The following is a 25,345-nucleotide window of genomic DNA, read 5'->3' on the forward strand; positions in this document are numbered from 1 at the left end:
TTGAAAACAGATTGGTTACGAATGAAATTATTCGTCTTCTAAGTGGAGTGGTGGAGTAGTGAAATAGTGGAGTGAGGTTTTTTAGATGAGCGAAAGGATGTTTGGATTGCACAAAGTTCACGGAAGTGAATGAACAGAAAAAGGCGAACCGTTTGGTTCGCCTTTGCTTGTTTTAGGGGCTTAACTAGGCGCTACTCTAAGTGCTTAAATTGCAACGCCACAAGTCGCTGATACAACTCACAGCTTTGCATTAATGATTGGTGGTTACCAACATCGACTAACTCACCATTGTCCAGCACCGCAATTTTATCCGCATGTTGGATAGTAGAAAGGCGATGAGCAATGATAAGCGTTGTGCGTCCTTTCATCAGTGCTTCAAGTGCTTGCTGAACGTGGTGTTCACTTTCACTATCAAGGGCGCTGGTGGCTTCATCCAGCAGTAAGATTTTTGGATCTTTTAGAATCGCGCGAGCAATCGCAATGCGCTGCTTTTGACCGCCTGATAGCCTAACGCCGCGCTCGCCTAAAAAGCTGTGATAGCCTTCGGGAAGCTTCTCAATAAACTCATGGGCATGGGCTTTTTTGGCGGCTTCGATGACTTGTTCATCTGTAGCTTCTGGATTGCCGTAACGAATATTGTGAAACACATCATGGCTAAAAAGTGCTGGTTGTTGAGGTACGAGTGCCATTTGGCGTCGAAGCTCGTTTGGGTCGAACTGCCGAATATCTTCGCCACCAAACAACACTTGCCCCTGTTGTGGGTCATAAAAGCGTTGCAGCAGTTCGAATAGCGTTGTTTTACCTGCACCAGAAGGGCCAACCAACGCCAATACTTTGCCTTGTTCAGCGGTTAAATTTAATCCTTTGACAGCAGGTTGATTTGGGCGAGAAGGGTAGTTGAAATTCACCGACTTAAAGCTAACTTCAGCAGACATGTCTGAACGGACAGGCAAATGGTTGCTTGGTGCTTTAATATCGCTTTCTACTTGAAGGATCTCAATCAGTCGCTCGGTAGCGCCAGCGGCCCTTTGCAGTTCACCCATGACTTCAGAAATGGTTGCAGTCGATGAGGCTACCATAATGGCATAAAACACAAACGCTGCTAGGTCACCCGCAGACATCTTTCCGTGAATCACATCGCTGCCGCCAACCCAAAGCATGCCCGCAATTGCGCTAAACACAATCACAATAACGCCAGATATCAGGATCGCGCGTTGTTTTACTCTCTGTCTGCCCACTTCATACGCTTTTTCCACCTCGACAGCGAAAGCCGCTCGTTCGTACGGCTCTGAGCTAAAACTTTGCACGGTTTTAATATGTTCTATCGCTTCACCTGCGTAGCTGCCGACATCGGCCATTGAGTCCTGACTTTGGCGGGAGAGCGCACGCACGCGTCGTCCATAAAACAAAATCGGAACCAAAACCAAAGGCACAGAAGCTAGCACAATCAGCGTGAGCTTAACGTTGGTGGCAAACAACATTATGATGGCACCAAAGCACATCAAAGCGCTACGCATCGCCATCGAGAACGATGAACCAATAATGCTTTGCAGCAACGTGGTATCGGTAGTCAGGCGCGACATAATATCGCCGCTACTGTTGGTCTCAAAATAGCTCGGATGCAGCGTAATGACATGGTTAAACACCGCAAGGCGAATATCCGCACTGACGCGCTCACCCACCGAAGATACAAGGTAGAAGCGAAAGAACGTCCCAATGGCAATACACAGTGTGACACCGACAATAAACTGAATCGCATTGGTAAGTTCTTGCAATGATTGCTGTGCAAACCCTTGGTCGATAAGAATACGCACCCCATAGCCAACGGATAACGTTAAACTTGCCGTCGCGACAAGTGCAACTAAGGCCGCTGCAACCCGCCATTTATAAGGCGCAATAAAGGTGTTGAGTTTAAGAAGAATGCTGAGATTTTTGTTATTTTTTCGGCTCATGAGTGACTCACAAAGCGTTTTAGGTAACTGGCATAGTAAGCGAGTTTGGTTGGTGAGACCAGTGAACTGCCGCTTTCGGAGTAGGAAGTTCACTGGGATGCTCAATATCTTATGTATATCGAAAATTGCTTAAATGCCTAAGAGACTAGAACCAGATTTTAGTTGGGAGGGAGTTAAGCTCGGCTTTTGGCGAGTAGCAGGTCGACTTTTCCTTTTGCTGTTTTACTAACCGTTTGCATCAACTGAAAACTTGGTTTAACGATACCTGAGTTTTCTAATCCTTCGACCATTAAGAGCCAAAGCTTGGCCGTCATTTGTGCATCGGCTAGTGCGCGGTGAAAAACACCGTCGTTGTCGATATTTTTATAGCGAACAAGTTCACCTAGCTTGTGTGACGGAGCATCTTGAATGAGCCGTCTTGCCACCAGTAAGGAGCAAGCAAACTCACCTGAATAACCACAGTTGATTCGCTCAAGCTCTGCATCTAAAAATCGTTTATCGAATGAAGCGTTATGAGCGATAAGGTTCTCGCCAGCAATGAACTCACTAAATGATGCCATGACCTCTTCGCAGCTTGGTGCCGTTCGTAACATGTTATTGGTAATGCCGGTGTAGTTCTCAATGAAGGAGCTCACTCTGAAACCGGGATTCATGAGTTGCTGAAAACTATCAACAACCTCACCATCGACTAACTTTACCGCACCAATTTCTATTGCACGGTCACCCAAAGTAGGAGAGAGACCAGTGGTTTCAAAGTCGAGTACGACCACAGAGTTTGCTTGAGGCATGAAGTTTTCCAGCTGAGTAATATTGCGCAAGAGTATTATTGAAAGCGCCAGAAAAAGAAAGGTGAATTCAACGGTGCTCCTTTATCTATTTGGATTCTACAAAGTCAGCCTTTCTGGTTCACAATGTATGGGCAGTAATAGGCAAGTCTATGGCTTTACCCGCTTGTTTCGTTATTCGCATGGCGTTTTAAGTGCTCGATAAACGCCGGGATCTTCTTGGCTACGTGTTTTCTGGAAGCGTAAAAGGCATACAACACCAAATCTTCTGGTTCATATTCCAGTTCGATCACTTCCAGATCTCCTGACTCGATTTCTTCATGGCAAAACTCGACAGGTAGAATCGCAAACCCGATTCCCGTCAACGCACCAGCTTTGGCGAGCTGTCCACTGTTTACCTTAAATGCAGATTGCACGCTTTGAGTTATCTGTTCTCCTTCTGAGTTTTTGAAAACCCAAGGTGTTCCTTTTAATGCGGTAAAGCTGCTAATACAAGGAACGTGCTTCAAATCGGTAATTTTGAAAGGTCTCTGACGTGTGTGCAGTAGCTTAGGTGACGCGACCACAATACTCGGCCAACGCTTGATCTCTTTTGCGATCCAATTGCTGTCATCAAGCTTGCCGCGGTGAAAACTTACGATAACGTCAAACCCATCGAGTAAGTCCTCTTTAGGGTTTAGGTTCGTCTCACAATTCAATGAAATAGCAGAGTACTGAGCACAAAAAGAAACGACGGCTTTAGCTAGTTCTGGTGAATCTGGCATGACAACGTTGAGTTGCCCTATGACCTCACGAGAGTGTTGCGTCACTTCTTCAAGCGCATCATTCAGTTTGTCTAACAAAGGCTGCGTACGTAAATAAAGGTGCTCTCCAGCGTCTGTTGCACAGATTCGTCGAGTCGTTCTGTCGAACAAACGCACATCAAGCTGTTCTTCAAGTAACGCAATATGGCGACTGACATTTGATGTCGGCAGAGATAAAAACTCGGCGGCTCTTTTAAAGCTGTTGTTCTCGTAGACACAATGGAAGCTTTTTAGCCATTGCTGATCAATTTTCTCAAGCATCTCCATTAATCCCACTTGGTTGGATTATAAAGCCAATAAGTTGCACTTTATTACTTAAAACAGGTTTATACAATGCGAGTTACTGTTGTTTGGGCATAAAGGTTTTCCAATGAGTTGGCTAGAAAAACTATTAGATAAAAAGAACATCATTAATACGCGTAAAGCGTCGATTCCGGAGGGCGTATGGACTAAGTGTCCGTCTTGTGACCAAGTGCTGTATCGCATCGCGCTCAAGGAAAACTTGGAAGTTTGCCCCAAGTGTCAACACCATTTGCGAATGTCTGCGCGACATCGTTTAGACAGCTTCTTGGACAAAGGTGAGCGTATAGAGCTTGCTAGCGAATATGAGCCGAAAGATCTGCTCAATTTTAAGGACAAGAAACGCTACAAAGAGCGTCTTGCTCTCTCTCAAAAAAGTACTGGCGAGAAAGATGCGTTGGTCGTAATGAAAGGCGAGCTGTTGGGCTTACCCATCGTGGCTTGCGCGTTCGAGTTCTCTTTCATGGCTGGCTCGATGGGGTCGGTTGTGGGTGCTCGTTTTGTTGATGCCGTGGATACGGCGATAGAGGAAAATTGCGGGTTAGTTTGCTTTTCTGCGTGTGGTGGCGCACGTATGCAAGAGTCGCTGATGGCTTTAATGCAAATGGCCAAAACCAGCGCTGCGTTGGAGCGTTTATCCAATGCGCGCTTGCCTTATATCTCGGTATTGACCGATCAAACCTTTGGCGGCGTCTCGGCAAGCTTGGCAATGCTGGGGGACATCAATATTGGTGAGCCTGAGGCAAGAATCGGGTTTGCAGGGCGTCGTGTGATTGAACAAACCGTGCGAGAAAAGCTACCGGATGGCTTTCAACAAAGCGAGTTTCTGCTTGAGCATGGCGCTTTAGATATGATTGTGCAAAGGCACGATATGCGCGAGAGGATAGGCGGGTTGATAGCAAAACTCACTAATACAAGCATCCGACTAGAAGTTAAGTAATTGCGGTTGGCTCATGCTTTATATGTTCTTTGAGATACTCACTGCTATGCGTTCGACCTTTCAGAAACCACGCCTCGAAAATGCAGTTTACGCCTCCGTTTTAACAAGTTACATTGCTGAAGATTTGATTCAAAGGACAGAACAATGAGTACCCACCTAAAACAGCTTTGTCATACCCACCTCCCAGGTAATAAAGAAGACTCTCCAGCCGAGCACTTTGCAAAAATGGCAAAGTGGTGTGAAGAGAACAAAGTGAATCACGATGTCTATGGCGAGGGAGAAACGATTCACGCGTTCGAGCAAAAGGTTGCCGATCTGCTGGGTTACGAGGCGGGCCTTTTTGTTGTCACTGGGACGATGACACAGCCAACGGTGCTAGAAATCGTCACAAGACAAAAGCGTAATCCTATTGTTGCGATGCATGCATCTAGCCATATACCTGAACATGAAAAGCAAGGCTATCAGCTTCAACATCGCTTTAGTGTTTTGCCAGTAGGGAACGTTTACCAAACGTGGAAGCTTGAGGATCTCACTGCGTGGCCGGATGAAATCGCAGCCGTTTTGTATGAACTCCCGATGCGAGAAATTGGCGGTCAGTTACCTTCATGGCAAGAACTGGAAGAAATCAAAGCTTACTGCGCCGAAAAAGACATTCATCTCCACATGGATGGTGCAAGGCTTTGGGAAACCGCAGCGTATTATCAGAAAGAATACCGCGAGATCGCCGCTGGTTTTGATACGACGTATGTATCACTCTATAAAGGCATTAACGGCATGGGCGGATCTATGCTGCTTGGTTCAAAGGCGTTCATTGAACTGGCTTCAATGTGGATGAAGCGACAAGGTGGCAACCTGTACCACAGAACACCTTATGTAGTGTCTGCGGCAATGCAGTTCGATGAAAGGTTGGCGCAGCTACCGGATCTGTTTGAGCGAACAAAACAAATCTACAAGATCATTGATGAGTTCCCATCTTTGGCGGTAAGACCAACCCAACCGCAAGCAAACATGTTGCACCTTATCCTGCCTTTCAGCTGTGAAAAGTTGAAAGAACTCCAACATACTTTCGCTACAGAAAAGGGCATTTGGTTTGGTAATCCGCAAGTCACGGCACATCCACATCAATCCATCGTTGAATGGTATGTCGGTGACTACCTGCTCAACCTTGGTGACGAAGAATTAAGGTCATTTTTCAACCAGTTGCTCGGTGGTAAGACATAAACTTATCAATATGCGAGCTTACTAACACGCCATACGTGACACTTCATGTATTCTTAATTGAAGCGAAGAAGAGGATTTATCAATGTCAAAAAGCTCCAAGCTTCACAATGAAGACAAACTGGTTAAGAAGGCACTAGAGATTGGTGGGAAGATGGCGAAGCTACAAGGTTTTGACCTTCCTCAGTCACCACAGCCTCTAAGAGTAAAAGCGATTTACCTATTCTTGGTCGATGCCAAACAGATCACGCCACTACCGGAAAGCAAGCTAGATGGCGCAAGCATCAAACACCGACTAGCAGTATGGATACACAGTGCGTTGCCAGACAACGACCCTCTAAAGTAGAAAACTCAAGAAGTCGCATAGGTCATTAATTAACAAGGCGAGCCAGATGGTTCGCCTTGTTTGATCTTGGCAAGGCACCGAGGTCTTCTAATGTTTCGTTATCATTGATTTACAAAACAGCATCAAAAGGGCTAAAGATAAAGCCAGAGAAGCGCTACAATGCTCGCGTTGCAAGAGTGCAACCAAGAATACTCATTTACAGAAGCCTTGAAGTAACCATACATGTCTAAAGATTTCGAATTCACTACAGAATACACACTCGACAAGCCATTTTTTGCTGAGTGTTATGATCAAACTAGCCAGCCAGTTAAGTTCCCGCAAGCGTATTTGAAAGGGATCCTCTTTCTAATTTTTGGTGTGGTTTTATTGGAGTTTGAACTGCTACCTAACGGTTATGTCGGTTGGTTCTTTATCGTATTGAGTGTGATTGAAGCGTGTAGCGTTTACTTTAAAAGAACCTGGTGGCTATGGCGTCAAACAATCAGTTCAAGCCGTGGCAACAAAGTGGTGTTTGAAGTGAATGCAGATGGCGTGCGCTATAAAAGCGGTAAAATCGATCGCAGCCTCGCTTGGAGTGAAATCGACCAACTCGAACAAACAGACCTAGGTTTTATCCTTCATCTTGGTAAACAACGCCAATACATCAGCAAATCTTGCTTAAACGAAGAAGTCATTGCGTTTATGGTAGAGCAGCACGCCGGATCAAAAGCGAGCTAACAAATCCTTACTGACAAAAGAGGCGAGCCAATGGGTTCGCCTTTTTTGATCTAGGCACAGAGTTTAAAAAGGTTGCTAGGAAGAAACTGCGACGCTGGCTAACTCGTTTTTGCCCCAAAGTATGTTGAGCAAAAAATGATATCAAACTCTCCTTATCAAAGTTTGCCATAATAAAACTAATGGCGAACCATAATACCAACCCGAGAATAAAAACTTAGCACTCTATTTCTTTATTCTGTAGTTTGAGAGTTAGCTTCGACCTTTTCAGAAAGGCGGCTGTATATAGAGTTAAGTTTTCTCTCTAACTCTGATATAACACCTAGTTTTGCTCCTACAGGTAACGAAGTTTTGATTGAACTTATTGCTTTCAAGAATTCACCCAAAGCTTCTAACTCTGCCGTGAAGTAATCATCGATATTGTTAAAGTTGTATCTGCTTCCCACGTAGCTATCGAAATCGTCAACATCTTCGTTAGCCCAAGAACTAAGAGCCTGTTCGAAGTCAGAACGGTTGAAGAAGTTTAGAAATGGAGTCATGTGATACTGACTACGAGCAATATCTGTAACTGTGCTCCAAGACTTTAAAAAACCAATTCGGAATGAGTCAATTCGTTCGTTCTTGTTAGACTCGCGGGCGTTATTTAGGAAGCTTGAAAACAGTTCTTTGAAATTTTCGTCATGAACATGAAAACGAAGGTCTCTATGCAATTCCTCTATGTCTTCTAAGGTAGTGAAAGTGAAATTCGGTAGAGTGTCTTGGACCTGTGCTTTAAAAGACTCTAAATTATCGCTAACGTAGTTATTTTTGATTAAGAACGCAAAGACATTACATGCTCTCATCCAATTAACTAAGTCGGTGGGTTCTGGGTTTTCAATATATGTCTTGAAATCGGGTAGCCTTTTTATTAGCCATTCATCGTCGTTCTTTCTGAACTTGTAATCAAGAATTTCTTGGATGTGGTTGACGGCAACAGGAAGACTTAACTCTTGAGTTATATCTTTGAAGTTGTTCTCGTAGGTAGCAATGAATTTGATAAGGTTTTCAGTAGCATTGTAGCGGATAGGGTGTATCAGACTCCTTAGTAAATCAGTTCGTTTATCTTCCTCTGTTTCACCTTCGGTTTGATGCTGAATATACGGATTCTCGTTGAAAGTTTTTATTACTTCGTCCAAAGAGTAACCATGCTGATAGATCGCAGTACAGACAGAAAACGAGGCTATGAAATGGCGATTATCAACACTCGTATAGTCTAGTCCACTATATCGCTCAAATAGGTTGTTAACGGAATTGTATCGATCTATGGAACGTCTAATGATCCTTAGATTGTCGAGTTTATGTTCTTTTAACAGGCGTTTGATGTATTGTCTTTGCGAGTCAGACAGCGCCTTATACCCAGTGTAGATCTTATCCAGAACGGACACTAAGTCTGAGGGAGTACGGTTAAAGTGAACGATATCACTAAAGACTTTCTCAATATCGTCCTTTAACTCACGCTCGATTTTGTCCTGGTTCGCAACGACGAGAATCTTGATGTTTTTGTTTTCGGCTAGGTTCAAGCATTCACCTAAAATCTCCGACTTTACAGATTCAGAAGAAACTCGTTCGAGATCGTCAAGGAACAAGACAAGGTTGTTCAGCTTACTGAAATAGTGGTACTTAACTATTGAAGCAACACTGCCTAATGCCGCGCCAACACCTCTAGTCCCTTCGAAAATTTGAACCGAAGAACCAGTTAGATTTGAGTACTTTTCGGCGAACCAGTTGGATTTCTTATTTCCGGTATAAGCCAGTGAAAGGAGGCGATCTTTGAAGTCTTCGAGACTAGTGACCCCGTAAAGTGATAGGTAGATGGTTTTGAAAGGTTTTGAGTACTTAGTTTCAAGGTAAGGTTTCAGGGAGTACTTAACGAAGTGAGTCTTTCCAACTCCCCAATGGCCATCAAGTAAAATCATGCTTGGAAAACTACGGTCTTCTAATAAAGAGTGAATTCTTTCTTCGGTTTTCATGTTTAATCTCATGCAGTTAGCAGACATGGATTAAACCATATTGAATTGGGGGGATACGAGATCAATCTCATTTCAGTTCGAGAAATGTTCAAGGTTTTTGGTGAAAGGTATGAAAATACTCGTAATTGACTTATTTCGGTTTCTGCAAAAATTTGAAGGCGCTAGGTTTTGCATCTTGCCTATCCGTGGCTTTCCATACTTTTTCTAATCCTAACTTCCCCAACTAGTGCAATAATTCTAACTCACTTCTGTCCAGAAGTGAGTTAAAAACAAAAAGGCGAACCAAACGGTTCGCCTTTGTCTATTTAGATTCTACAAAAATTAGTCTTCGTAGTTATCGATGCTTGGGCACGAGCAGATTAGGTTACGGTCGCCGTATACGTTATCTACGCGGTTTACTGTAGGCCAGTATTTCCAAGATTTGGTTGCTTTTGATGGGAAGCAGCCAAGTTCGCGTGAGTATGGGCGATCCCATTCTTCAGCAGATAGGTCAACTTGCGTGTGTGGCGCATTAACGAGAGGGTTGTTCTCTAGTGGCCATTCACCATTTTTCACTTTCGTCATTTCTTCACGAATAGAAATCATCGCATCACAGAAGCGGTTTAGCTCTGCTAGGTCTTCAGATTCCGTTGGTTCAACCATTAGCGTGCCAGCAACTGGGAACGACATGGTTGGCGCGTGGAAACCGTAGTCCATTAGACGCTTGGCGATATCTTCTTCGCTAATGCCTGTTTCTTCTTTCAGCGGACGGATGTCGATAATACATTCGTGCGCTACACGGCCGTTTTTACCACGGTAAAGAACAGGGTAGTGAGGGCGTAGACGCTCCATCACGTAGTTAGCGTTTAGAATCGCGACCTTGGTTGCGTTTGATAAGCCTGCTTCCCCCATCATTGCGATGTAAGCCCAAGAGATAGGTAGGATAGATGCACTACCAAAATCTGCAGCGGATACTGCGAAGTCTTCGCCTTCTACACCGTTCTCGATGTGACCTGGTAGGAAAGGTGCTAGGTGGGATTTAACACCGATAGGGCCCATACCTGGACCGCCGCCACCGTGAGGGATACAGAAGGTTTTGTGTAGGTTTAGGTGAGAAACGTCTGAGCCGATAAAGCCAGGGGACGTTAGACCAACCTGTGCGTTCATGTTCGCGCCGTCTAGGTATACTTGACCGCCTGCTGCATGAACCATTTCACACACTTCTTTCACTTTCTCTTCGTAAACGCCGTGCGTAGAAGGGTAAGTTATCATGATGCTTGATAGGTTGTCTTTGTGCTTCTCGATTTTCGCTGCTAGATCGTCGATGTCTATGTTGCCTTCGTCATCACACTTAACAACCACAACTTTCATTGACACCATAGATGCGGTTGCAGGGTTAGTACCGTGCGCAGAACTTGGGATCAAACATACGTTGCGGTGACCTTCGCCGCGGCTTTCGTGGTAGCGTTGAATCGCGATAAGACCTGCATACTCACCCGATGCGCCGGAGTTTGGCTGTAGTGAGAATGCGTCGTAGCCTGTAATTTCACAAAGCTTCTCTTTTAGATCTTTCGCTAGCGCTGCATAGCCCGCCGCTTGTTCTGCTGGTGCAAATGGGTGGATAGAACCAAACTCAGGCCAAGTGATTGGGATCATCTCTGCAGCTGCGTTTAGCTTCATCGTACAGCTGCCTAGTGGGATCATGCCGTGCGTTAGCGAGAAGTCTTTGTTTTCAAGCTGTTTTAGGTAACGCATCATTTGTGTTTCACTGTGGTAAGTGTTGAACACTGGGTGCGTTAGGTATTCTGAAGTACGACGTAGCGCTTCTGGAATGGCGGCAAACTCGTTACCAGCGATTTCCGTAGATAGTGCGGTAACGTCTTCTTTTACGCCAAAGACAGCGAACAATGCTTCGACGTCTGCAACGGTTGTTGTTTCGTCTAAGCTAATGCCTAGTTTGCCAGGTAGGACGCGTAGGTTGATGTCTGCTGCGAGTGCTTTTGTGTACAGATCTTGCGTTTTCTCACCAGTGTTGATGGTGATAGTGTCGAAGAAGCTGTTATGAGCAAGTTCAAAGCCGCCTTTTGTTAAGCCAGCAGCAAGAATTGCAGTCATGTGGTGCGTGCGACGAGCAATGGTGCGTAGACCTTCAGCACCGTGGTAAACCGCGTAGAAAGACGCCATGTTTGCTAGTAACGCTTGAGCGGTACAGATGTTTGATGTCGCTTTTTCGCGGCGGATGTGCTGCTCGCGAGTTTGCATTGCCATACGAAGTGCTTGGTTGCCTTTCGCATCGATAGAAACACCGATAACACGGCCTGGCATTGTACGTTTGTGTTTGTCACGAGTTGCCATAAATGCCGCGTGTGGACCGCCGTAACCCATTGGCACTCCGAAACGCTGAGCTGAACCGATTGCGACGTCTGCGCCCATTTCTCCAGCAGGCTTCAATAGGGTAGAAGCAAGTAGGTCAGTCGCAACAGTGACGAGGGTTTTGTTTGCTTGCGCTTTCGCGATGATGTCCGTTAGATCACGAACTTCACCCGTTGTGCTTGGGTATTGAACCAGCGCGCCGAATACGTCTTGCTCTGGTAGAGATTCTAAAGAACCAACTAGCACTTCAAAACCGATGAATTTTGCACGCGTTTTTACCACTTCGATGGTTTGTGGATGCACATCGTCAGCCACAAAGAATACGTTGCTCTTGCTCTTACCTGCGCGCTTACAAAGTGTCATCGCTTCTGCCGCTGCCGTTGCTTCATCAAGCAAAGACGCGTTCGCGATTTCCATACCGGTTAGGTCGATAACCATTTGTTGGAAGTTCAGTAGTGATTCCAAACGGCCTTGAGAAATTTCTGGTTGGTATGGTGTGTACGCGGTGTACCAGCCTGGGTTTTCTAGTACGTTACGCAGAATGACATTTGGCGTGAACGTGTTGTAGTAACCCTGACCGATGAATGTACGTTTGACTTGGTTTTGATTTGCGAATTGTTTCATCGTAGCCAACATGTCCGCTTCGCTTTTCGCTTCTGCCAACGTCATTGGCTGCTCAAGGCGGATGTTTGCTGGTACGGTTTCGCTGATCAGTGCGTCTAGGCTAACTGCGTTGATCGCTTCCAACATTTTTTGTTGGTCAGAAAGTTTTGGTCCGTTGTGGCGTCCAACGAACTCGTTTTGTGTGCTGAGGCTTTGAAGTAATTCAGTCATTGTCCTTTACCTACTCCTTGGCTCGAGTATCGGAAATGGTCTTAATTGACTCATTTAATTATACGTCCGAACCTAGAAAAAAAGCTGCTCTCTAAACAGGCTAGGGAACAGCTTTCGTCACATCCTAATTACTCTTCTTCGATAGAGCTTAGGTATTCTTCCGCATCTTTTAAGTCATCCAACTCAGATGGGTCAGAAAGTTTCACTTTCACGATCCAGCCACCTTCGTATGGTTCTTCGTTGATTAGCTCTGGGCTGTCTTCTAGCTCTTCGTTGATTTCAACTACTTCACCGGTTACTGGTGAGTAGATGTCTGAAGCCGCTTTTACAGACTCAACCAAAGAGAAGCTTTCGCCAGCTTCTACTTCGTCTTCCACGTCTGGCAGGTCAACGAATACTACGTCACCCAACATTTCTTGCGCATGCTCAGAAATACCGATTGTCACTGTGCCGTCACCGTTGTCACGTACCCACTCGTGGCTATCTGTAAACTTCAGTGTTTTGTCCATTGCTTAATCTCCAAATAACTTGTCAGGAATTATTCTGATTTAAAAAGTCGTTTACTGGTAAAGAGGGAAGCGACTGCAAAGCTCTTTTACTTCTTTGCGAACGCGTTTCTCAACGATTGCGTCACCTTCTGGGTTGTTCACCAAACCGTCCAGTACGTCACCAATCCAATTACCGATGAGTTTGAATTCTTCAGCGCCAAAGCCGCGGCTTGTACCCGCAGGCGTTCCTAAACGTATGCCCGATGTAATCATAGGCTTCTCTGTATCGAATGGGATGCCATTTTTGTTACATGTGATCCCAGCACGCTCCAGAGCTTCTTCTGCTTTGTTACCTTTCAAGCCTTTAGGGCGAAGGTCAACCAGCATTAAGTGCGTGTCTGTACCACCGGTTACGATGTCGCAACCGCGAGTTTGCAATACTTCCGCTAGGACTTTTGCGTTATTGATCACCGAATCAATATAAGTTTTAAATTCAGGGCCAAGTGCTTCACCAAATGCGACCGCTTTAGCGGCGATAACGTGCATTAATGGGCCGCCTTGTAGGCCTGGGAATACCGCCGAATTGATCTTCTTAATGATGTCTTCGTGGTTAGTCAGAATCATGCCCCCGCGTGGACCACGCAGTGTTTTGTGCGTTGTCGTGGTCACAACGTGTGCGTGTGGCAATGGGCTAGGGTGTGCGCCTGTTGCGATAAGGCCTGCGATGTGCGCCATATCGACCATTAGGGTTGCGTTCACTTCGTCGGCGATTTCACGGAACTTTGCGAAATCGATAGTACGTGGAATCGCGCTACCGCCTGCGATGATCATCTTTGGTTTGTGTTCTAGTGCCAGAGCGCGAACATCATCGTAGTTGATTTCTAGTGTTTCACGATCAACGCCGTATTGAACTGCATTAAACCATTTGCCAGAGAGTGCAGGGCGTGCACCGTGTGTTAGGTGGCCTCCTGCGTCCAAAGACATGCCAAGAATGGTGTCGCCAGGTTGAAGTAGTGCCAGTTTCACTGCGCCGTTTGCTTGAGCGCCTGAGTGAGGTTGAACGTTTGCGTATTCGCAATTAAAAAGTTTTTTCGCACGTTCGATAGCAATGGCTTCCACTGTATCTACGTGCTCACAACCACCATAGTAACGGCGACCTGGATAACCTTCAGCGTATTTGTTTGTTAGGCATGTGCCTTGAGCTTGCATTACCGCTTTAGACACGATGTTCTCAGAAGCGATAAGTTCGATTTGTTCGTTTTGGCGAGTGAATTCCGCCTGAATTCCGGCAAAGACAGCGTCATCTGTCGCAGAGAGGTTGGTAGAGAAAAAGTTTTCCAAGCTGTGGTTAGGGTAACTCTTATTCATGGTAGTTGACCTTCCAAATCTGAAAATGAACCCGCAGAAGATTGATTGAGTTGCGATGTGGTTCATTTGTCCTCAAAACAGCTGAACTGCGTAGCAGAACAGAGTGAACATCCAGCCCTAAAAGTGGGCGAAAACTCCGTCGGATTGCGCTTTTTCTTCTTCAATCTCTTACGGAAATTTGCATCTCTACATCTAACAAGTTGGTAACATAGCGCTTGAGGCGGGAACAATCAACCAAAAATTTCCTATAAGAAACAAGATTTCTGGTTTTGTTAACAAGAGCACGCTTTAATTAACGTGGTGCACTTTTATCCATTATAGGGTTCATGCACAATGCTAGTAGGAGAGAAATAAGGATATTTATAGAGGGATTTATGGCAGAAAGTATTTACGATGAATACCCGTCGATGACGTTGGCGAAAGAACAAAATGATCAAAATATCGAGCCGTTAAAGCTTGGTCAGCGCATTAAGGATATCCGTTCTAAGTTGGGCATTACGTTAGAAGAGGCGAGTCAGCGTACTGGTCTTGCGCGTTCTACGCTAAGTAAGATTGAAAACGAACAGATTTCTCCTACATTCCAAGCCATGCAAAAATTGGCGCTTGGATTGCAGATTGATATGCCACAACTATTTGAACCTCCAAGAAAAAAAGTGGCAACAGGGCGTAGAGATATCACTAAGAAAAGTGAAGGAAAACCACACCCAACTCAGACCTATGAGCATGAACTGCTCGCGACACAACTTTCCAATAAGAAAATGATGCCGTTTAAGAGCCAGATCCGTGCTCGCAGTTTCGACGAATACAAAGATTGGGTTCGTCATGATGGCGAGGAGTTTTTGCTCATCTTATCAGGGGAGGTTATGTTCTATTCTGAGTTTTACGAGCCGGTGGTTTTGAGCGAAGGTGACAGTGTCTATTACGACGCGAACATGGGGCACATGTTGACCAGCGTAAGTGAGGAAGATGCTCAAATTTTGTGGGTTACCGCCAAGTAGTGATAAATAGTTGTAAATTTCCTATAGTGAAAGCAAACGATTGCTAGCAAGTGTAAATACGTTATGATGGCGCTCTGTTGATGATATATCGGTCAATGAAGCGCCTTTTTTATACGTTTTATTGTGATTAAAATGTTAAGAGTCACACTTTTGAAAGCCGATCGCTGTCTTGTTCGTGCAAAATAGAATGAGCCATGTTTATTATTGGAAACACATCGAATGCCGATAGCATTCTCGGGTCTATCTAAATGGAGACGAAAATGACTCAAGAACTTCTGAAAACACCACTGCACGCACTTCATGTTGAAGTTGGCGCAAAAATGGTCCCGTTCGCGGGTTACGATATGCCGGTTCAATACCCTCTAGGCGTAAAGAAGGAACACTTACACACTCGTGATGCAGCAGGTTTGTTTGATGTATCTCATATGGGTCAGCTTCGCTTAATTGGTGAAGGCGCGGCAACATTTCTAGAAACATTAGTTCCTGTTGATATTGTGGATCTTGAGTCTGGCAAACAGCGTTATGCGTTCTTCACTAATGAAGAAGGCGGCATTATGGATGACCTAATGGTTGCAAACTTGGGCGATCATCTTTTTGTGGTTGTGAACGCAGCGTGTAAAGAACAAGATATCGCTCACCTAAAAGCGCATCTGCCATCGGGTGTTGAACTAGAAGTCATTGAGGATCGCGCTCTGCTTGCTATTCAAGGCCCTCAAGCGGCAACGGTGTTAGCACGTTTTGCTCCAGAAGTGACAGACATGCTGTTCATGGATATTCGTAAAGTCGATATTTTAGGCGCCGAATGCATTGTTTCTCGTAGTGGCTACACTGGCGAAGATGGTTACGAGATCTCGGTTCCTGCTGACAAGGCAGAAGAATTAGCACGCAAACTGACTGCGGAAGAAGAAGTAGAATGGATTGGCCTTGGTGCACGTGATTCACTTCGTTTAGAGTGTGGTTTGTGTCTATACGGACATGACCTAGACACGACTACAACACCAGTTGAAGCGAGCTTGCTTTGGGGTGTCCAAAAAGTGCGCCGTGTTGGCGGTGAACGTGAAGGTGGTTTCCCTGGTGCTGACATCATTCTAAAGCAGATTGAAACCAAAGATGTTGCACGTAAGCGTGTTGGCCTTGTTGGTCAAACAAAAGCGCCAGTTCGTGAAGGTGTTGAGCTGTTTGATGTTGATGGTGCGAAAATTGGTATCGTCACCAGCGGTACAGCCGGTCCAAACGCAGGTAAGCCAGTATCAATGGGCTATGTGCGCGCCGATCTTGCTGCGATTGGTACGGAGCTGTTCGCAGAAGTGCGTGGCAAAATGTTACCAATGACGGTTGAAAAAATGCCGTTTGTACCGCAACGCTACTACCGCGGTTAAAACTGAATGAAACAAAAATGCCGAGCTGAATAGCTCGGCATTTTTATGTCTTCTTTTCGCTTATTGGCTTTTTAGTTTACCGCTTCATCGATGGTACAACACATGTCGATAACGATGTCTTCAAGCTTGCTAGGGTGGATCATATCTTCTTTCGCGATTCTGAATTGCGTCGCCATGATCGTATTAAACAATTCCCAGTGTTTGATCAGCAGTTGTTCACGATTGTCTGCGATATCTGGCCATGTTTCTTGCATCATTGGAGCAAGGCTGACTGCGCCGTGTGCAAAGATCAACATCTGCCATTTTGATTCCCACTGATCGAATTGTGCTTCTGGGAACTCACTGTTGTACTGAGCGAAAATGCTCGTGAAAATCTCGGCAAACTCGTCTTTTGACTTTAAGAAGTAGTCAAACAGCGCGTTATCATCTTGTCTGATTGAGTCCGCAATCATTTGCACTGGATGAGGGTTCACGAGTGCAAACGCCAACATGCGAACCATAAACAGGTAAATCTTGCGATTTGATGGGGTGTTCTCAGGCATTTCGTTGATTAGGCCTGCCATATAATTTTGCAGGAACTCATCCATCGCGTCACTCACTGCTTGCCAGATTTTCTCTTTGCTGCCGAAGTGATGACGAATCAAACTATGTGATACACCCGCCTTTTCGCTGATGTTTCTTAGCGAGACTCGCTCGTAACCCAGCTCACAAAACATATCTGCAGCGACCTTAAGGATCAGACACTTAGTTTGTTCTGCGGCTTCAGCGCTACGTCGGCCTTGCTTTCTTACATTCATAGTTCGATTTTTCCCGAATATTAATCAACGTGCCTACTTTTACCAGAAACCGAACGCTTTGACTAATTAATTTGCTATCCATGTGGAAAATATGTTGATCAATATTCAATTCTGCCTATACTGCACGACTGTGTAGTAAATTTTAAGTCTATGGAGAAGCCAGTGCGAAAACAAACTATAAAGCACACTTTGATTGGCGCTGTGGTGACGTTAAGTCTCTCTACGTTGCTGACAGGGTGTAATAAAGCCATATCAGAACCGGCAGAGCCTTTAATCAAACCCGTTAAATTACTTGCTGTTAAAGATCTTACGGTTGACGACTCTGACGCTTTTCTTGCGCGTATTGATGCAACGTATCGAGCGCAGTTGTCTTTTCAAGTTGGTGGGGAAGTTGAAAAGCTACTGGTAAGAATGGGACAAGGAGTAGAAAAGGGTGAAGTGCTCGCCACACTAGACCCGAAAGATCTGCAATTGGCTTTAGACGCGGCGCAAGCCCAATATGCACTGGCGAAAACTCAGTGGGAAAGAGCAAAAAGTCTGTACAGCAAAAAACTCATCAGCACCGATAGCTACGATCAAAAAGAAACGCAATACAAAGCAGCGTTGGCAAGTTTTGAACAAGCGAAAACCGATTTGAGCTACACCAAAATTCAAGCGCCATTTGACGGTGTGGTGTCGTACACCTACGTGAAGCCTTATCAAGTGGTAGGTGAAAAGCAAGAAATCCTCAATTTGATTGATAACACCACACTGGATGTTTCTTTCACTTTGCCCGTTAGTTACGCGGAGTCTGTCTCTCTGTCTGCACTAAAAAACGCAGAGATGTGGGTAACGATGGACAGCGAACCAAGCAAACGTATTCCGGGTAAGTTCAAAGAAATCTCAACGCAGCCAAACATCGATACCAACAGCTATGAAGCGATTGTGACGATCACTCGGCCAACCGATCGCAACTTGCTCACTGGGATGACAGGACAAGTACACATTGCTAAGCAAAACAAGTCTAACGCCATGATGTTGCCGACATCGGCTTGGGTAAACAAGCAAGAGAACCAAGGTGAAGTTTGGGTGATGGATAGCTCAACGCAACAAGTGAATAAGGTGACATTGTCACTAAATGAAAGTGGTGCGATTGAGTCAGGTTTGGATAACAACGACTATGTGGTTATTGCTGGCGTAGAACGATTAGTCGAAGGGCAAGTGGTGAAAGCTTGGATTCGTGAGGAAGGCATTTAATGAAGCATTCTCTATTCGCAGTATCGGCCATCGCCTTGGCCGTTCTTGCTGGTTGTCAAAGTGATAGCCAAAACGTAGCCGAACAACCGTTGTATGTTTCGACCATTTCAGTTGACGCGCCAGTGAAAAGCCAATATCGCGCGTTTAAAGGGCTAGTTGTTCCTGCTGAACAAACACCAATGGCATTTCGTCGCGCCGGTGAGATTCAACACGTACTAGTGAAAGCTGGTGACGTAGTGAAAGAAGGGCAAATGATCGCCAAGCTGGATGACAGCAAAGAAAAGCAAGCGGTAAATGATGCTGTAGCGCAATACACGCTTGCGATTCGCCAGCTTAAACGAGGTGAGGAACTGCACGGTCGCCAAATGATATCCAAAGCAGAACTGGATGAGCTGACCGCAAACAAGGAACTGGCAGAGGCAAACTTCTATAACGCCACCAACCAGTTGAACTATACGCGTTTATTTGCCCCGTTTGCAGGAAAAGTCTCAGACGTTTTCAAAGAGCGTTTTGAGCGCGTGGCGATTGGCGAACCTGTACTGAACTTGTATCAAAACGATGTGGTTTATGTGCGTATCGAATTGTCTGACAACGTGTTAGCGATGGTGAACCCAACCGCACAAAACATGAGTTATAAGCCGCGTGCGACGTTCTCTGGTATTCCAACAACGTATGCGCTGGACTATTTAGAGCACACTAGCGAGCCAAACTCAGAAACACAGACTTATGAGATGTACTTAACCATGCCTCAACCAGAGCAAGAGATTCTTCCGGGCACCAGTGTGAGCGTGATGGTCGACATGATCAAAGCCGGTATCACTTCTATCGATGGTTACAACATCCCAATGACGGCACTTCAAGCAGGCAACGATGACAATGAGTTCTTTGTTTGGAAAATGAACGGTGACGCTGTCACTAAAGTGCCTGTGGCGATTTCACAAGTTAACGGTGAAGGGGCGATTGTCTCATCGGGAATCACTCAAGGTGATGTGTTGGTTAATTCAAACCTGCGTAAATTACGCGAAGGTAAGCAAGTGGATGTTGTGGAGAAGGAACAATAATGAACATTGCTGAGTATTCCATTAAGAACAAAGTCATCAGTTGGTTGTTCATTGTTATTCTTGCTATCGGTGGGGTGACTTCATTCCTAGAGCTAGGTCGATTAGAAGACCCTGCGTTTACGATTAAGGACGCGATGATTGTCGCGACTTATCCTGGGGCGACCTCCAAAGAAGTGGAAGAAGAATTAACGTATCCGCTTGAGAAAGAGATTCGTAAACTGCCGTACATTGATCGAATCACGTCGACTTCTTCGAATGGTATGTCGCAGATCATGGTCAGTATGAAGATGGATTACGGCCCAGACGAACTGCCACAGATTTGGGACGAAATGCGCCGTAAAATCAACGATCTGCAACCAACTTTACCGCAAGGTGTGCAATCTCTGCAGATTATTGATGACTTCGGTGACGTGTACGGTGTGATGTTGATGCTGACGGGCGACGATTACGACTATGTCGAGCTCAAACGCTATGCCGACCACCTACGACGTGAAATCGAACTGGTTGATGGCGTGGGCAAAGTAGACATTGCGGGAGACCAGCAAGAGATGTTGTTCGTTGAAATCTCGCTTGACCGCCTTGCGTCTCTGAATCTCGACATGAACGTTGTTTCTGGCTTGCTTAACCAACAAAACAACGTAGTTTCGGCTGGCGAAGTTATGGTGAATGGTGAAAGCCTCGTCATTCGTCCTAGCGGTACGCTGAATACCGTTCAAGCGTTAGAAAACCTGATCATTCACGGTCGTGATACGGGTAATTTGATTCGCTTAAAAGACGTTGCGACGATCACCCGAGGTATTCAAGAAAAGCCGGGCAACATGATTTTGTTTAACGGCAAGAAAGCAATCAACATCGGTATTTCGTTTGCGTCTGGCGTTAACGTAGTGGAAGTAGGCGAGCGCCTTAACGCTGAGCTGAGCAGTTTAGAGTCCATCAAACCTGCGGGTTTGGACATGAGCTATTTCTACAACCAAGCGCAAGAAGTCGATGATTCTGTAAAAGCGTTTGTGATCAGCTTAGCTGAGGCGGTAGCCATCGTAATTATTGTGCTGTTGTTCACTATGGGCTTACGTAGTGGCGTGATCATTGGTGTGGTTCTTCTGTTGACGGTGTTTGGTACGTTCATATTGATGAATTACAACAACATAGAACTTCATCGAATTTCGCTCGGTGCGTTGATCATCGCGTTGGGTATGTTGGTGGACAACGCGATTGTTGTGGTTGAAGGTATTCTGGTTGGCCTGAAGAAAGGGCGCACAAAGGTTCAAGCTGCCGTTGATATTGTGAAACAAACACAGTGGCCTTTGCTTGGCGCGACAGTAATCGCAATTACCGCGTTTGCACCAATCGGTTTATCTCAAGACGCAACTGGTGAATTCATGGGCTCACTCTTCTGGGTGTTGTGTTTTTCATTGTTCTTGAGCTGGGTTACGGCAATTACACTCACGCCTTTCTTAGCAGACCTGCTTCTAAAAGAAGAAGAGAAAGACACGAACGGTGAAGACGAAGACCCTTACAAAGGCTGGTTGTTCGTTGTATTTGGCGCGTTGCTTAAATTCTCGTTACGTTTTCGTTGGATGACGGTCGCTGCGATGGTGGCGTTGTTAGTGGGTGCCGTTATTGCGTTTGGCAATGTGAAGCAGCAATTCTTCCCACCTTCGAATACGCCGATGTTCTACGTTGATATGTGGATGCCAGAAGGTACGGATATTCGTCAGACCATTAAGCAAGCGGAAAAAGTAGAAAGCTATATTCGTCAGCAAGATGACATCGATTTTGTCTCGGTTTCGATTGGCCAAGGTCTACAACGTTTTGCATTGACGTACCAACCGGAGAAAAGCTACGAGGCTTACGCTCAGTTCCAAGTGCGAACAACTGACCGTGACAATATGTTCAAGCTGCTTCACAAGCTGGATGACAATTTAGCGAAGACGTTCGATGAGCCTACGTTCCAGTTCAAACTGATGGAATTTGGTCCGTCTCCAGCGTCTAAAATTGAAGCGCGTATTACTGGCCCAGATCCGAAAGTGTTGCGAGAACTAGCGGTTCAGGTGGAAGATATTCTTCACACAGATCCAGGTGCGAGAAACATTCGCCACGATTGGCGTGAAAGAACGAAAGAACTTGTGCCCGTCTTCAACGAATCTAAAGCGCGTCGCCTTGGTATTTCGAAAGAAGATCTATCAAGTACGCTGCAAATGGCGTTTGGCGGCAGCACGTTTGGTGTTCTGCGTGACGGAACTCATACGTTACCTATTATGATGCGTCTACCTGAAGCGGAGCGTGTGGACTTTGAATCGCTACAAAACGTGAAGATTTGGAGCCCGTCATTACAAACGTACATTCCTGTCGATCAAATCATTGATGGTGTCGAACTAGATTGGAGTGAGCCTCTGATCCAACGCCGAGACAGAAAACGTACACTAACTGTGTTGGCTGACCACGATGTATTGAGTGATGATACGGCGGCAAGTTTGTTTGCTCGTGTACAACCAAAAGTGATGGCTTTACACATCCCTGAAGGGTACGAAATTACTTGGGGTGGGGAATACGAATCATCGAAAGATGCGCAAGAAGGGCTATTTGGTTCTCTGCCGATGGGCTACTTGTTGATGTTCATCATCACCATTTTACTGTTTAACTCAATCAAAAAACCGTTGGTGATTTGGTTTACGGTTCCGCTTTCCATTATTGGTGTGGCGTTTGGTCTACTGACAACTAACATGCCATTCAGCTTCACTGCATTCCTTGGATTGCTAAGCCTGAGCGGGATGATTTTGAAAAACGGCATTGTGTTACTTGATCAAATTAACTTGGAATTAGAGTCTGGCAAAGATCCGTATCTTGCGATTGTAGATAGCGCGATCAGCCGCGTGCGTCCAGTAAGCATGGCGGCGCTGACAACGATTCTAGGGATGATTCCACTCGTGTTTGACGCCTTCTTTGGCTCAATGGCGATTACGATTATGGCAGGTCTTGGTTTTGCAACGGTACTAACATTGATTGTTGTACCAGTAATGTTTGCGATTCTATTTAGGATTAAACCGACCACTGCATAAGGACTCCTGACTTATCTAAGTCAGCTTCCTGCCTAGCCCTGAGGGATTTCCTCAGGGCTTTTTTCGTTTTAGAACTTGTAAGAGACGCCAGCGTAAAGTGAGCCGAGCATGATGGTTAAGTCATCGTAAGTTTCGTCAATTACAAATGTGTCTACTTCATAAGCGATGCGGAAATTCAGATTCTCGATCGCTTTAGGTGAGTATTCGCCACCAACACCTGCACGGAATGACGTTTCTGCTTTTGACGAAGAGCCAAAATCAAGTTCGGTACGACCAAGGCCAACCGTCGCAAACGGACGCCAGCCACTATCAAAGGTGTAACCTAGGTTCGCCATTAGAGCGATGTTTTCAGGTTTTACCATTGTGCGCGGTGCATCTTCAAACTTGTCAAAAATATCACCGTAGCGTGTGTATTGCGCTTCGATTGCGACGATACGGTTGAACTGGTAACCGCCAAACAGTTTGTATGTGGAGTCGTTAGAATCCAGATTAACCGCATACGGCCAAACACTGTCGTCATAGACAGTTGTAACCCCGATACCACCACCAAGGTAAAAGCCTGATACGTCTTTTTTCTCGACATCAGTTTGATTTGCTTGCGCGAATGCTGAAACAGCAGCTAACAAAAGGACAGCTTTTTTCATGTGTAATTAACTTTATTATTTTGATTAAAACGAAGTGAAATATAAGAGGCTTTATCTGCTTTTGGGATTTTTCATCGGCTACTTGAAAAACACAAGTCACCGAAGCGTTAGTTAAGCAAATAAGTCGCACCTCTCATGCGTGCAGCATAACGAGTCAAAAAATAAAGGTTAAGTATCGAAATGTATGGTTTTGTCAGAAGAAGGGGGGAAATAAAAAACACCTCCCTTAACCGGAATTTAAGGGAGGTGCTGAATGCCAAATCGAGGGTGGCATTGCTAATTGCTTAAGTGTTAATCGCTTAAGTTTTGCTTATGCAGCAACTTCTTGTTTTGCATCCGCTTTGTTTTTTAGGAATGCATAGGTAAAGCCTGTTACCGCCGTACCTGCAGCAATTGCTACCAAGTACATCAAGACTGGAGAAATTGCGTTAGGGATAAGCAGTACGAATAGACCGCCGTGAGGTGCCATCAGTTTCGCGCCGAATAGCATAGATAGAGCACCTGTTAGAGCGCCACCAGCCATACAAGATGGGATTACACGCATTGGGTCTTTCGCTGCGAATGGGATTGCACCTTCAGAGATAAAGCACAGACCTAGCACGAATGATGCTTTGCCCGCTTCACGCTCGTTTGGTTCAAACTTGTTCTTCGCTAGGAAAGTGGCCAGACCCATACCTAGCGCCGGCACCATACCTGCCGCCATGATTGCAGCCATTGGTGCGTAAGTTTGAGAAGCCAATAGACCTACACCGAATGCGTAAGCCGCTTTGTTTACCGGGCCACCCAAGTCGAAGCACATCATTGCGCCAAGGATAATACCAAGTAGAACGGCGCTGTCTGAGCCCATGTTGTTTAGGAAGTCAGTCAGACCATTCATGATGCCAGAAACCGGACCACCAACGATGTAGATCATCACAAGGCCCGTAAATAGCGTCGCAACAAACGGGATGATCAGAATCGGTTTCAATGCTTCCATTGATTGAGGAAGTTTTACTTTATCTGCTAAGAACTTCGCTGCGTAACCTGCGATGAAACCAGCCGCGATACCACCAAGGAAACCTGCGCCAGTAGAGCTTGCCAACATACCACCAACAAGACCCGGAGCCAGACCCGGACGGTCAGCAATTGAGAAGGCAATGTAACCAGCAAGCACAGGGATCATCAGTGCAAACGCAGAGCCGCCGCCGATGGTCATTAGTGCTGCGGCTAATGTACCTTCTTCTTTAAATGCTTCAATACCGAATACGAATGATAGGGCGATGATCAAACCACCTGCAACGACGACAGGAAGCATGTGCGAAACACCCGTCATTAAGTGTTTGTATGCGCCTTTCTTCTCGTCTGCTGCCGAAGCAGAACTTGCAGCGCCTGAATGTTGGTAAATCGTGGCTTGTTCGAACGCTTTGTCCATCTCTTCAGCGGTTTTCTTCAGAGCTGGGCCAGTCTTTGTACGGTACATTTTTTTGCCGTTGAAGCGATCAAGTGGCACTTCGATGTCCGCGGCAATGATAACCAAGTCCGCATCTGCGATTTCTTGGTCAGTTAGTTGGTTCTTCGCGCCAACAGAGCCACGAGTTTCCACCTTAATTTGGTGACCACGGCGTTTGCCTTCTTCTTCTAACGCTTCTGCTGCCATGAAGGTATGTGCAACACCAGTAGGGCATGCCGTAATAGCGACGATTTTCTTGGTTGCAGAAGCACTTTCGACAGGCGCTTCAACTGTGGTTGCTTGTTCAAGTGTTGCTGCACTTTCGACTGCGGTCGTTAAGAATGCGGTAGCGTCTTTTGCCACCGCGCTGATTTCTGCTTGGTAGACTTTTTTACCTACGAAACGAGAAGTATCAACGGTGGTGTTCGCCGCGATTACGATCGCGTCAGCTTGTTCAATGTCAGCGTCTGTCAGCAGCGTTGGAGCAATAACACTGGATTGGCATTCAATCTTGGCGTTCCAACCTAGTTTTGCGACCGCTTGTTCTAATAGACCCGCCGCAAGGATGCTATTAGCAACACCACTAGGGCAGGCAGTAATAATGGCAATATTCATACTGATAACCTTCTGTTC

The 25,345-nt window shown here is 45.6% G+C and carries 19 protein-coding genes; 9 read left to right on the plus strand and 10 right to left on the minus strand.

Annotation, left to right across the window (positions count from 1 at the left end):
- Positions 1 to 191: 191 nt before the first annotated feature.
- The 3 genes from ACF8OV_RS20730 to ACF8OV_RS20740 all read right to left on the minus strand — a co-directional run bounded on the left by ACF8OV_RS20730 (position 192) and on the right by ACF8OV_RS20740 (position 3,807).
- A complete protein-coding gene (locus ACF8OV_RS20730) occupies positions 192 to 1,952 on the minus strand; it encodes an ABC transporter ATP-binding protein/permease (protein ID WP_025557557.1) in 1,761 nt (586 codons plus the stop codon).
- Positions 1,953 to 2,125: 173 nt separating this feature from the next.
- Positions 2,126 to 2,740, minus strand: coding sequence for a PolC-type DNA polymerase III (locus tag ACF8OV_RS20735; RefSeq protein ID WP_024701294.1), 615 nt, complete (start codon positions 2,738 to 2,740; stop codon positions 2,126 to 2,128).
- A 155-nt stretch (positions 2,741 to 2,895) separates the two neighbouring features.
- Complete coding sequence (locus ACF8OV_RS20740) at positions 2,896 to 3,807, minus strand: LysR family transcriptional regulator (protein ID WP_258496000.1); 912 nt, start codon at positions 3,805 to 3,807, stop codon at positions 2,896 to 2,898.
- A gap of 103 nt (positions 3,808 to 3,910) precedes the next feature.
- Between ACF8OV_RS20740 and accD the strand changes: the two genes are divergently transcribed.
- From accD to ACF8OV_RS20760, 4 genes are all read left to right on the plus strand, one after another.
- Positions 3,911 to 4,780 (plus strand): acetyl-CoA carboxylase, carboxyltransferase subunit beta, encoded by an 870-nt coding sequence (gene accD, locus ACF8OV_RS20745; RefSeq protein ID WP_025629777.1) that lies wholly within the window; start codon positions 3,911 to 3,913, stop codon positions 4,778 to 4,780.
- A gap of 144 nt (positions 4,781 to 4,924) precedes the next feature.
- The gene (locus ACF8OV_RS20750) at positions 4,925 to 6,001 is read left to right on the plus strand and encodes a low specificity L-threonine aldolase (RefSeq protein WP_025629778.1); all 1,077 of its coding nucleotides are present in this window, start codon (positions 4,925 to 4,927) and stop codon (positions 5,999 to 6,001) included.
- 82 nt (positions 6,002 to 6,083) lie between these two features.
- A complete protein-coding gene (locus ACF8OV_RS20755) occupies positions 6,084 to 6,344 on the plus strand; it encodes a DUF5062 family protein (protein WP_005376453.1) in 261 nt (86 codons plus the stop codon).
- A 222-nt stretch (positions 6,345 to 6,566) separates the two neighbouring features.
- On the plus strand, positions 6,567 to 7,061 hold the full coding sequence (locus tag ACF8OV_RS20760; protein WP_005454168.1) for a YcxB family protein: 495 nt from the start codon (positions 6,567 to 6,569) through the stop codon (positions 7,059 to 7,061).
- 230 nt (positions 7,062 to 7,291) lie between these two features.
- On the opposite strand, the gene ACF8OV_RS20765 is transcribed toward ACF8OV_RS20760, so the two are convergent.
- The 4 genes from ACF8OV_RS20765 to ACF8OV_RS20780 all read right to left on the minus strand — a co-directional run bounded on the left by ACF8OV_RS20765 (position 7,292) and on the right by ACF8OV_RS20780 (position 14,109).
- Positions 7,292 to 9,067 carry a P-loop NTPase fold protein gene (locus tag ACF8OV_RS20765; protein ID WP_025629779.1) on the minus strand — a complete coding sequence of 592 codons (1,776 nt, stop codon included), beginning with the start codon at positions 9,065 to 9,067 and terminating at the stop codon, positions 7,292 to 7,294.
- A 321-nt stretch (positions 9,068 to 9,388) separates the two neighbouring features.
- Positions 9,389 to 12,253 (minus strand): aminomethyl-transferring glycine dehydrogenase, encoded by a 2,865-nt coding sequence (gcvP, locus tag ACF8OV_RS20770; protein WP_025630124.1) that lies wholly within the window; start codon positions 12,251 to 12,253, stop codon positions 9,389 to 9,391.
- A 128-nt stretch (positions 12,254 to 12,381) separates the two neighbouring features.
- Entirely contained in the window at positions 12,382 to 12,762 is a 381-nt protein-coding gene (gene gcvH / locus ACF8OV_RS20775; RefSeq protein WP_005454126.1) for a glycine cleavage system protein GcvH, read from the minus strand.
- 51 nt (positions 12,763 to 12,813) lie between these two features.
- Positions 12,814 to 14,109, minus strand: a complete 1,296-nt coding sequence (locus ACF8OV_RS20780) for a serine hydroxymethyltransferase (RefSeq protein WP_005498726.1) — start codon at positions 14,107 to 14,109, stop codon at positions 12,814 to 12,816.
- A gap of 374 nt (positions 14,110 to 14,483) precedes the next feature.
- Here ACF8OV_RS20780 and ACF8OV_RS20785 point away from each other — a divergent pair, with 374 nt between their 5' ends.
- A complete protein-coding gene (locus ACF8OV_RS20785) occupies positions 14,484 to 15,107 on the plus strand; it encodes a helix-turn-helix domain-containing protein (protein ID WP_005454180.1) in 624 nt (207 codons plus the stop codon).
- Positions 15,108 to 15,367: 260 nt separating this feature from the next.
- Positions 15,368 to 16,486: a glycine cleavage system aminomethyltransferase GcvT gene (gcvT, locus tag ACF8OV_RS20790; RefSeq protein WP_203503110.1), complete on the plus strand. Its 1,119-nt coding sequence runs from the start codon at positions 15,368 to 15,370 to the stop codon at positions 16,484 to 16,486.
- Between the two features lie 71 nt (positions 16,487 to 16,557).
- Here gcvT and vdeR read toward each other — a convergent pair whose 3' ends face one another.
- A complete protein-coding gene (gene vdeR, locus ACF8OV_RS20795; RefSeq protein ID WP_005478460.1) occupies positions 16,558 to 17,283 on the minus strand; it encodes an efflux transporter transcriptional repressor VdeR in 726 nt (241 codons plus the stop codon).
- Positions 17,284 to 17,433: 150 nt separating this feature from the next.
- On the opposite strand from vdeR, the gene vmeT reads away from it, so the two are divergent.
- Genes vmeT through vmeV form a run of 3 tightly spaced genes read left to right on the plus strand, consistent with a single transcriptional unit; the run spans position 17,434 to position 22,639 of the window.
- The gene (vmeT, locus tag ACF8OV_RS20800; RefSeq protein ID WP_020835249.1) at positions 17,434 to 18,519 is read left to right on the plus strand and encodes a multidrug efflux RND transporter periplasmic adaptor subunit VmeT; all 1,086 of its coding nucleotides are present in this window, start codon (positions 17,434 to 17,436) and stop codon (positions 18,517 to 18,519) included.
- Positions 18,519 to 19,580, plus strand: coding sequence for a multidrug efflux RND transporter periplasmic adaptor subunit VmeU (gene vmeU / locus ACF8OV_RS20805; protein WP_025630051.1), 1,062 nt, complete (start codon positions 18,519 to 18,521; stop codon positions 19,578 to 19,580). The genes vmeT and vmeU overlap by 1 nt, the downstream gene beginning before the upstream one ends.
- Positions 19,580 to 22,639: a multidrug efflux RND transporter permease subunit VmeV gene (gene vmeV / locus ACF8OV_RS20810; protein ID WP_025545773.1), complete on the plus strand. Its 3,060-nt coding sequence runs from the start codon at positions 19,580 to 19,582 to the stop codon at positions 22,637 to 22,639. Before vmeU ends, vmeV begins: the two co-directional genes overlap by 1 nt.
- Positions 22,640 to 22,707: 68 nt before the next feature.
- Here the strand turns inward: vmeV and ACF8OV_RS20815 are convergent, their stop codons facing one another.
- On the minus strand, positions 22,708 to 23,283 hold the full coding sequence (locus ACF8OV_RS20815; RefSeq protein ID WP_005454197.1) for a porin family protein: 576 nt from the start codon (positions 23,281 to 23,283) through the stop codon (positions 22,708 to 22,710).
- 310 nt (positions 23,284 to 23,593) lie between these two features.
- Entirely contained in the window at positions 23,594 to 25,327 is a 1,734-nt protein-coding gene (gene fruA / locus ACF8OV_RS20820) for a PTS fructose transporter subunit IIBC (RefSeq protein WP_025630052.1), read from the minus strand.
- Positions 25,328 to 25,345 lie beyond the last annotated feature (18 nt).

Origin of the sequence: Vibrio sp. GLN_1, from assembly GCF_043106015.1 — a bacterium.
Lineage (GTDB): Bacteria > Pseudomonadota > Gammaproteobacteria > Enterobacterales > Vibrionaceae > Vibrio > Vibrio parahaemolyticus.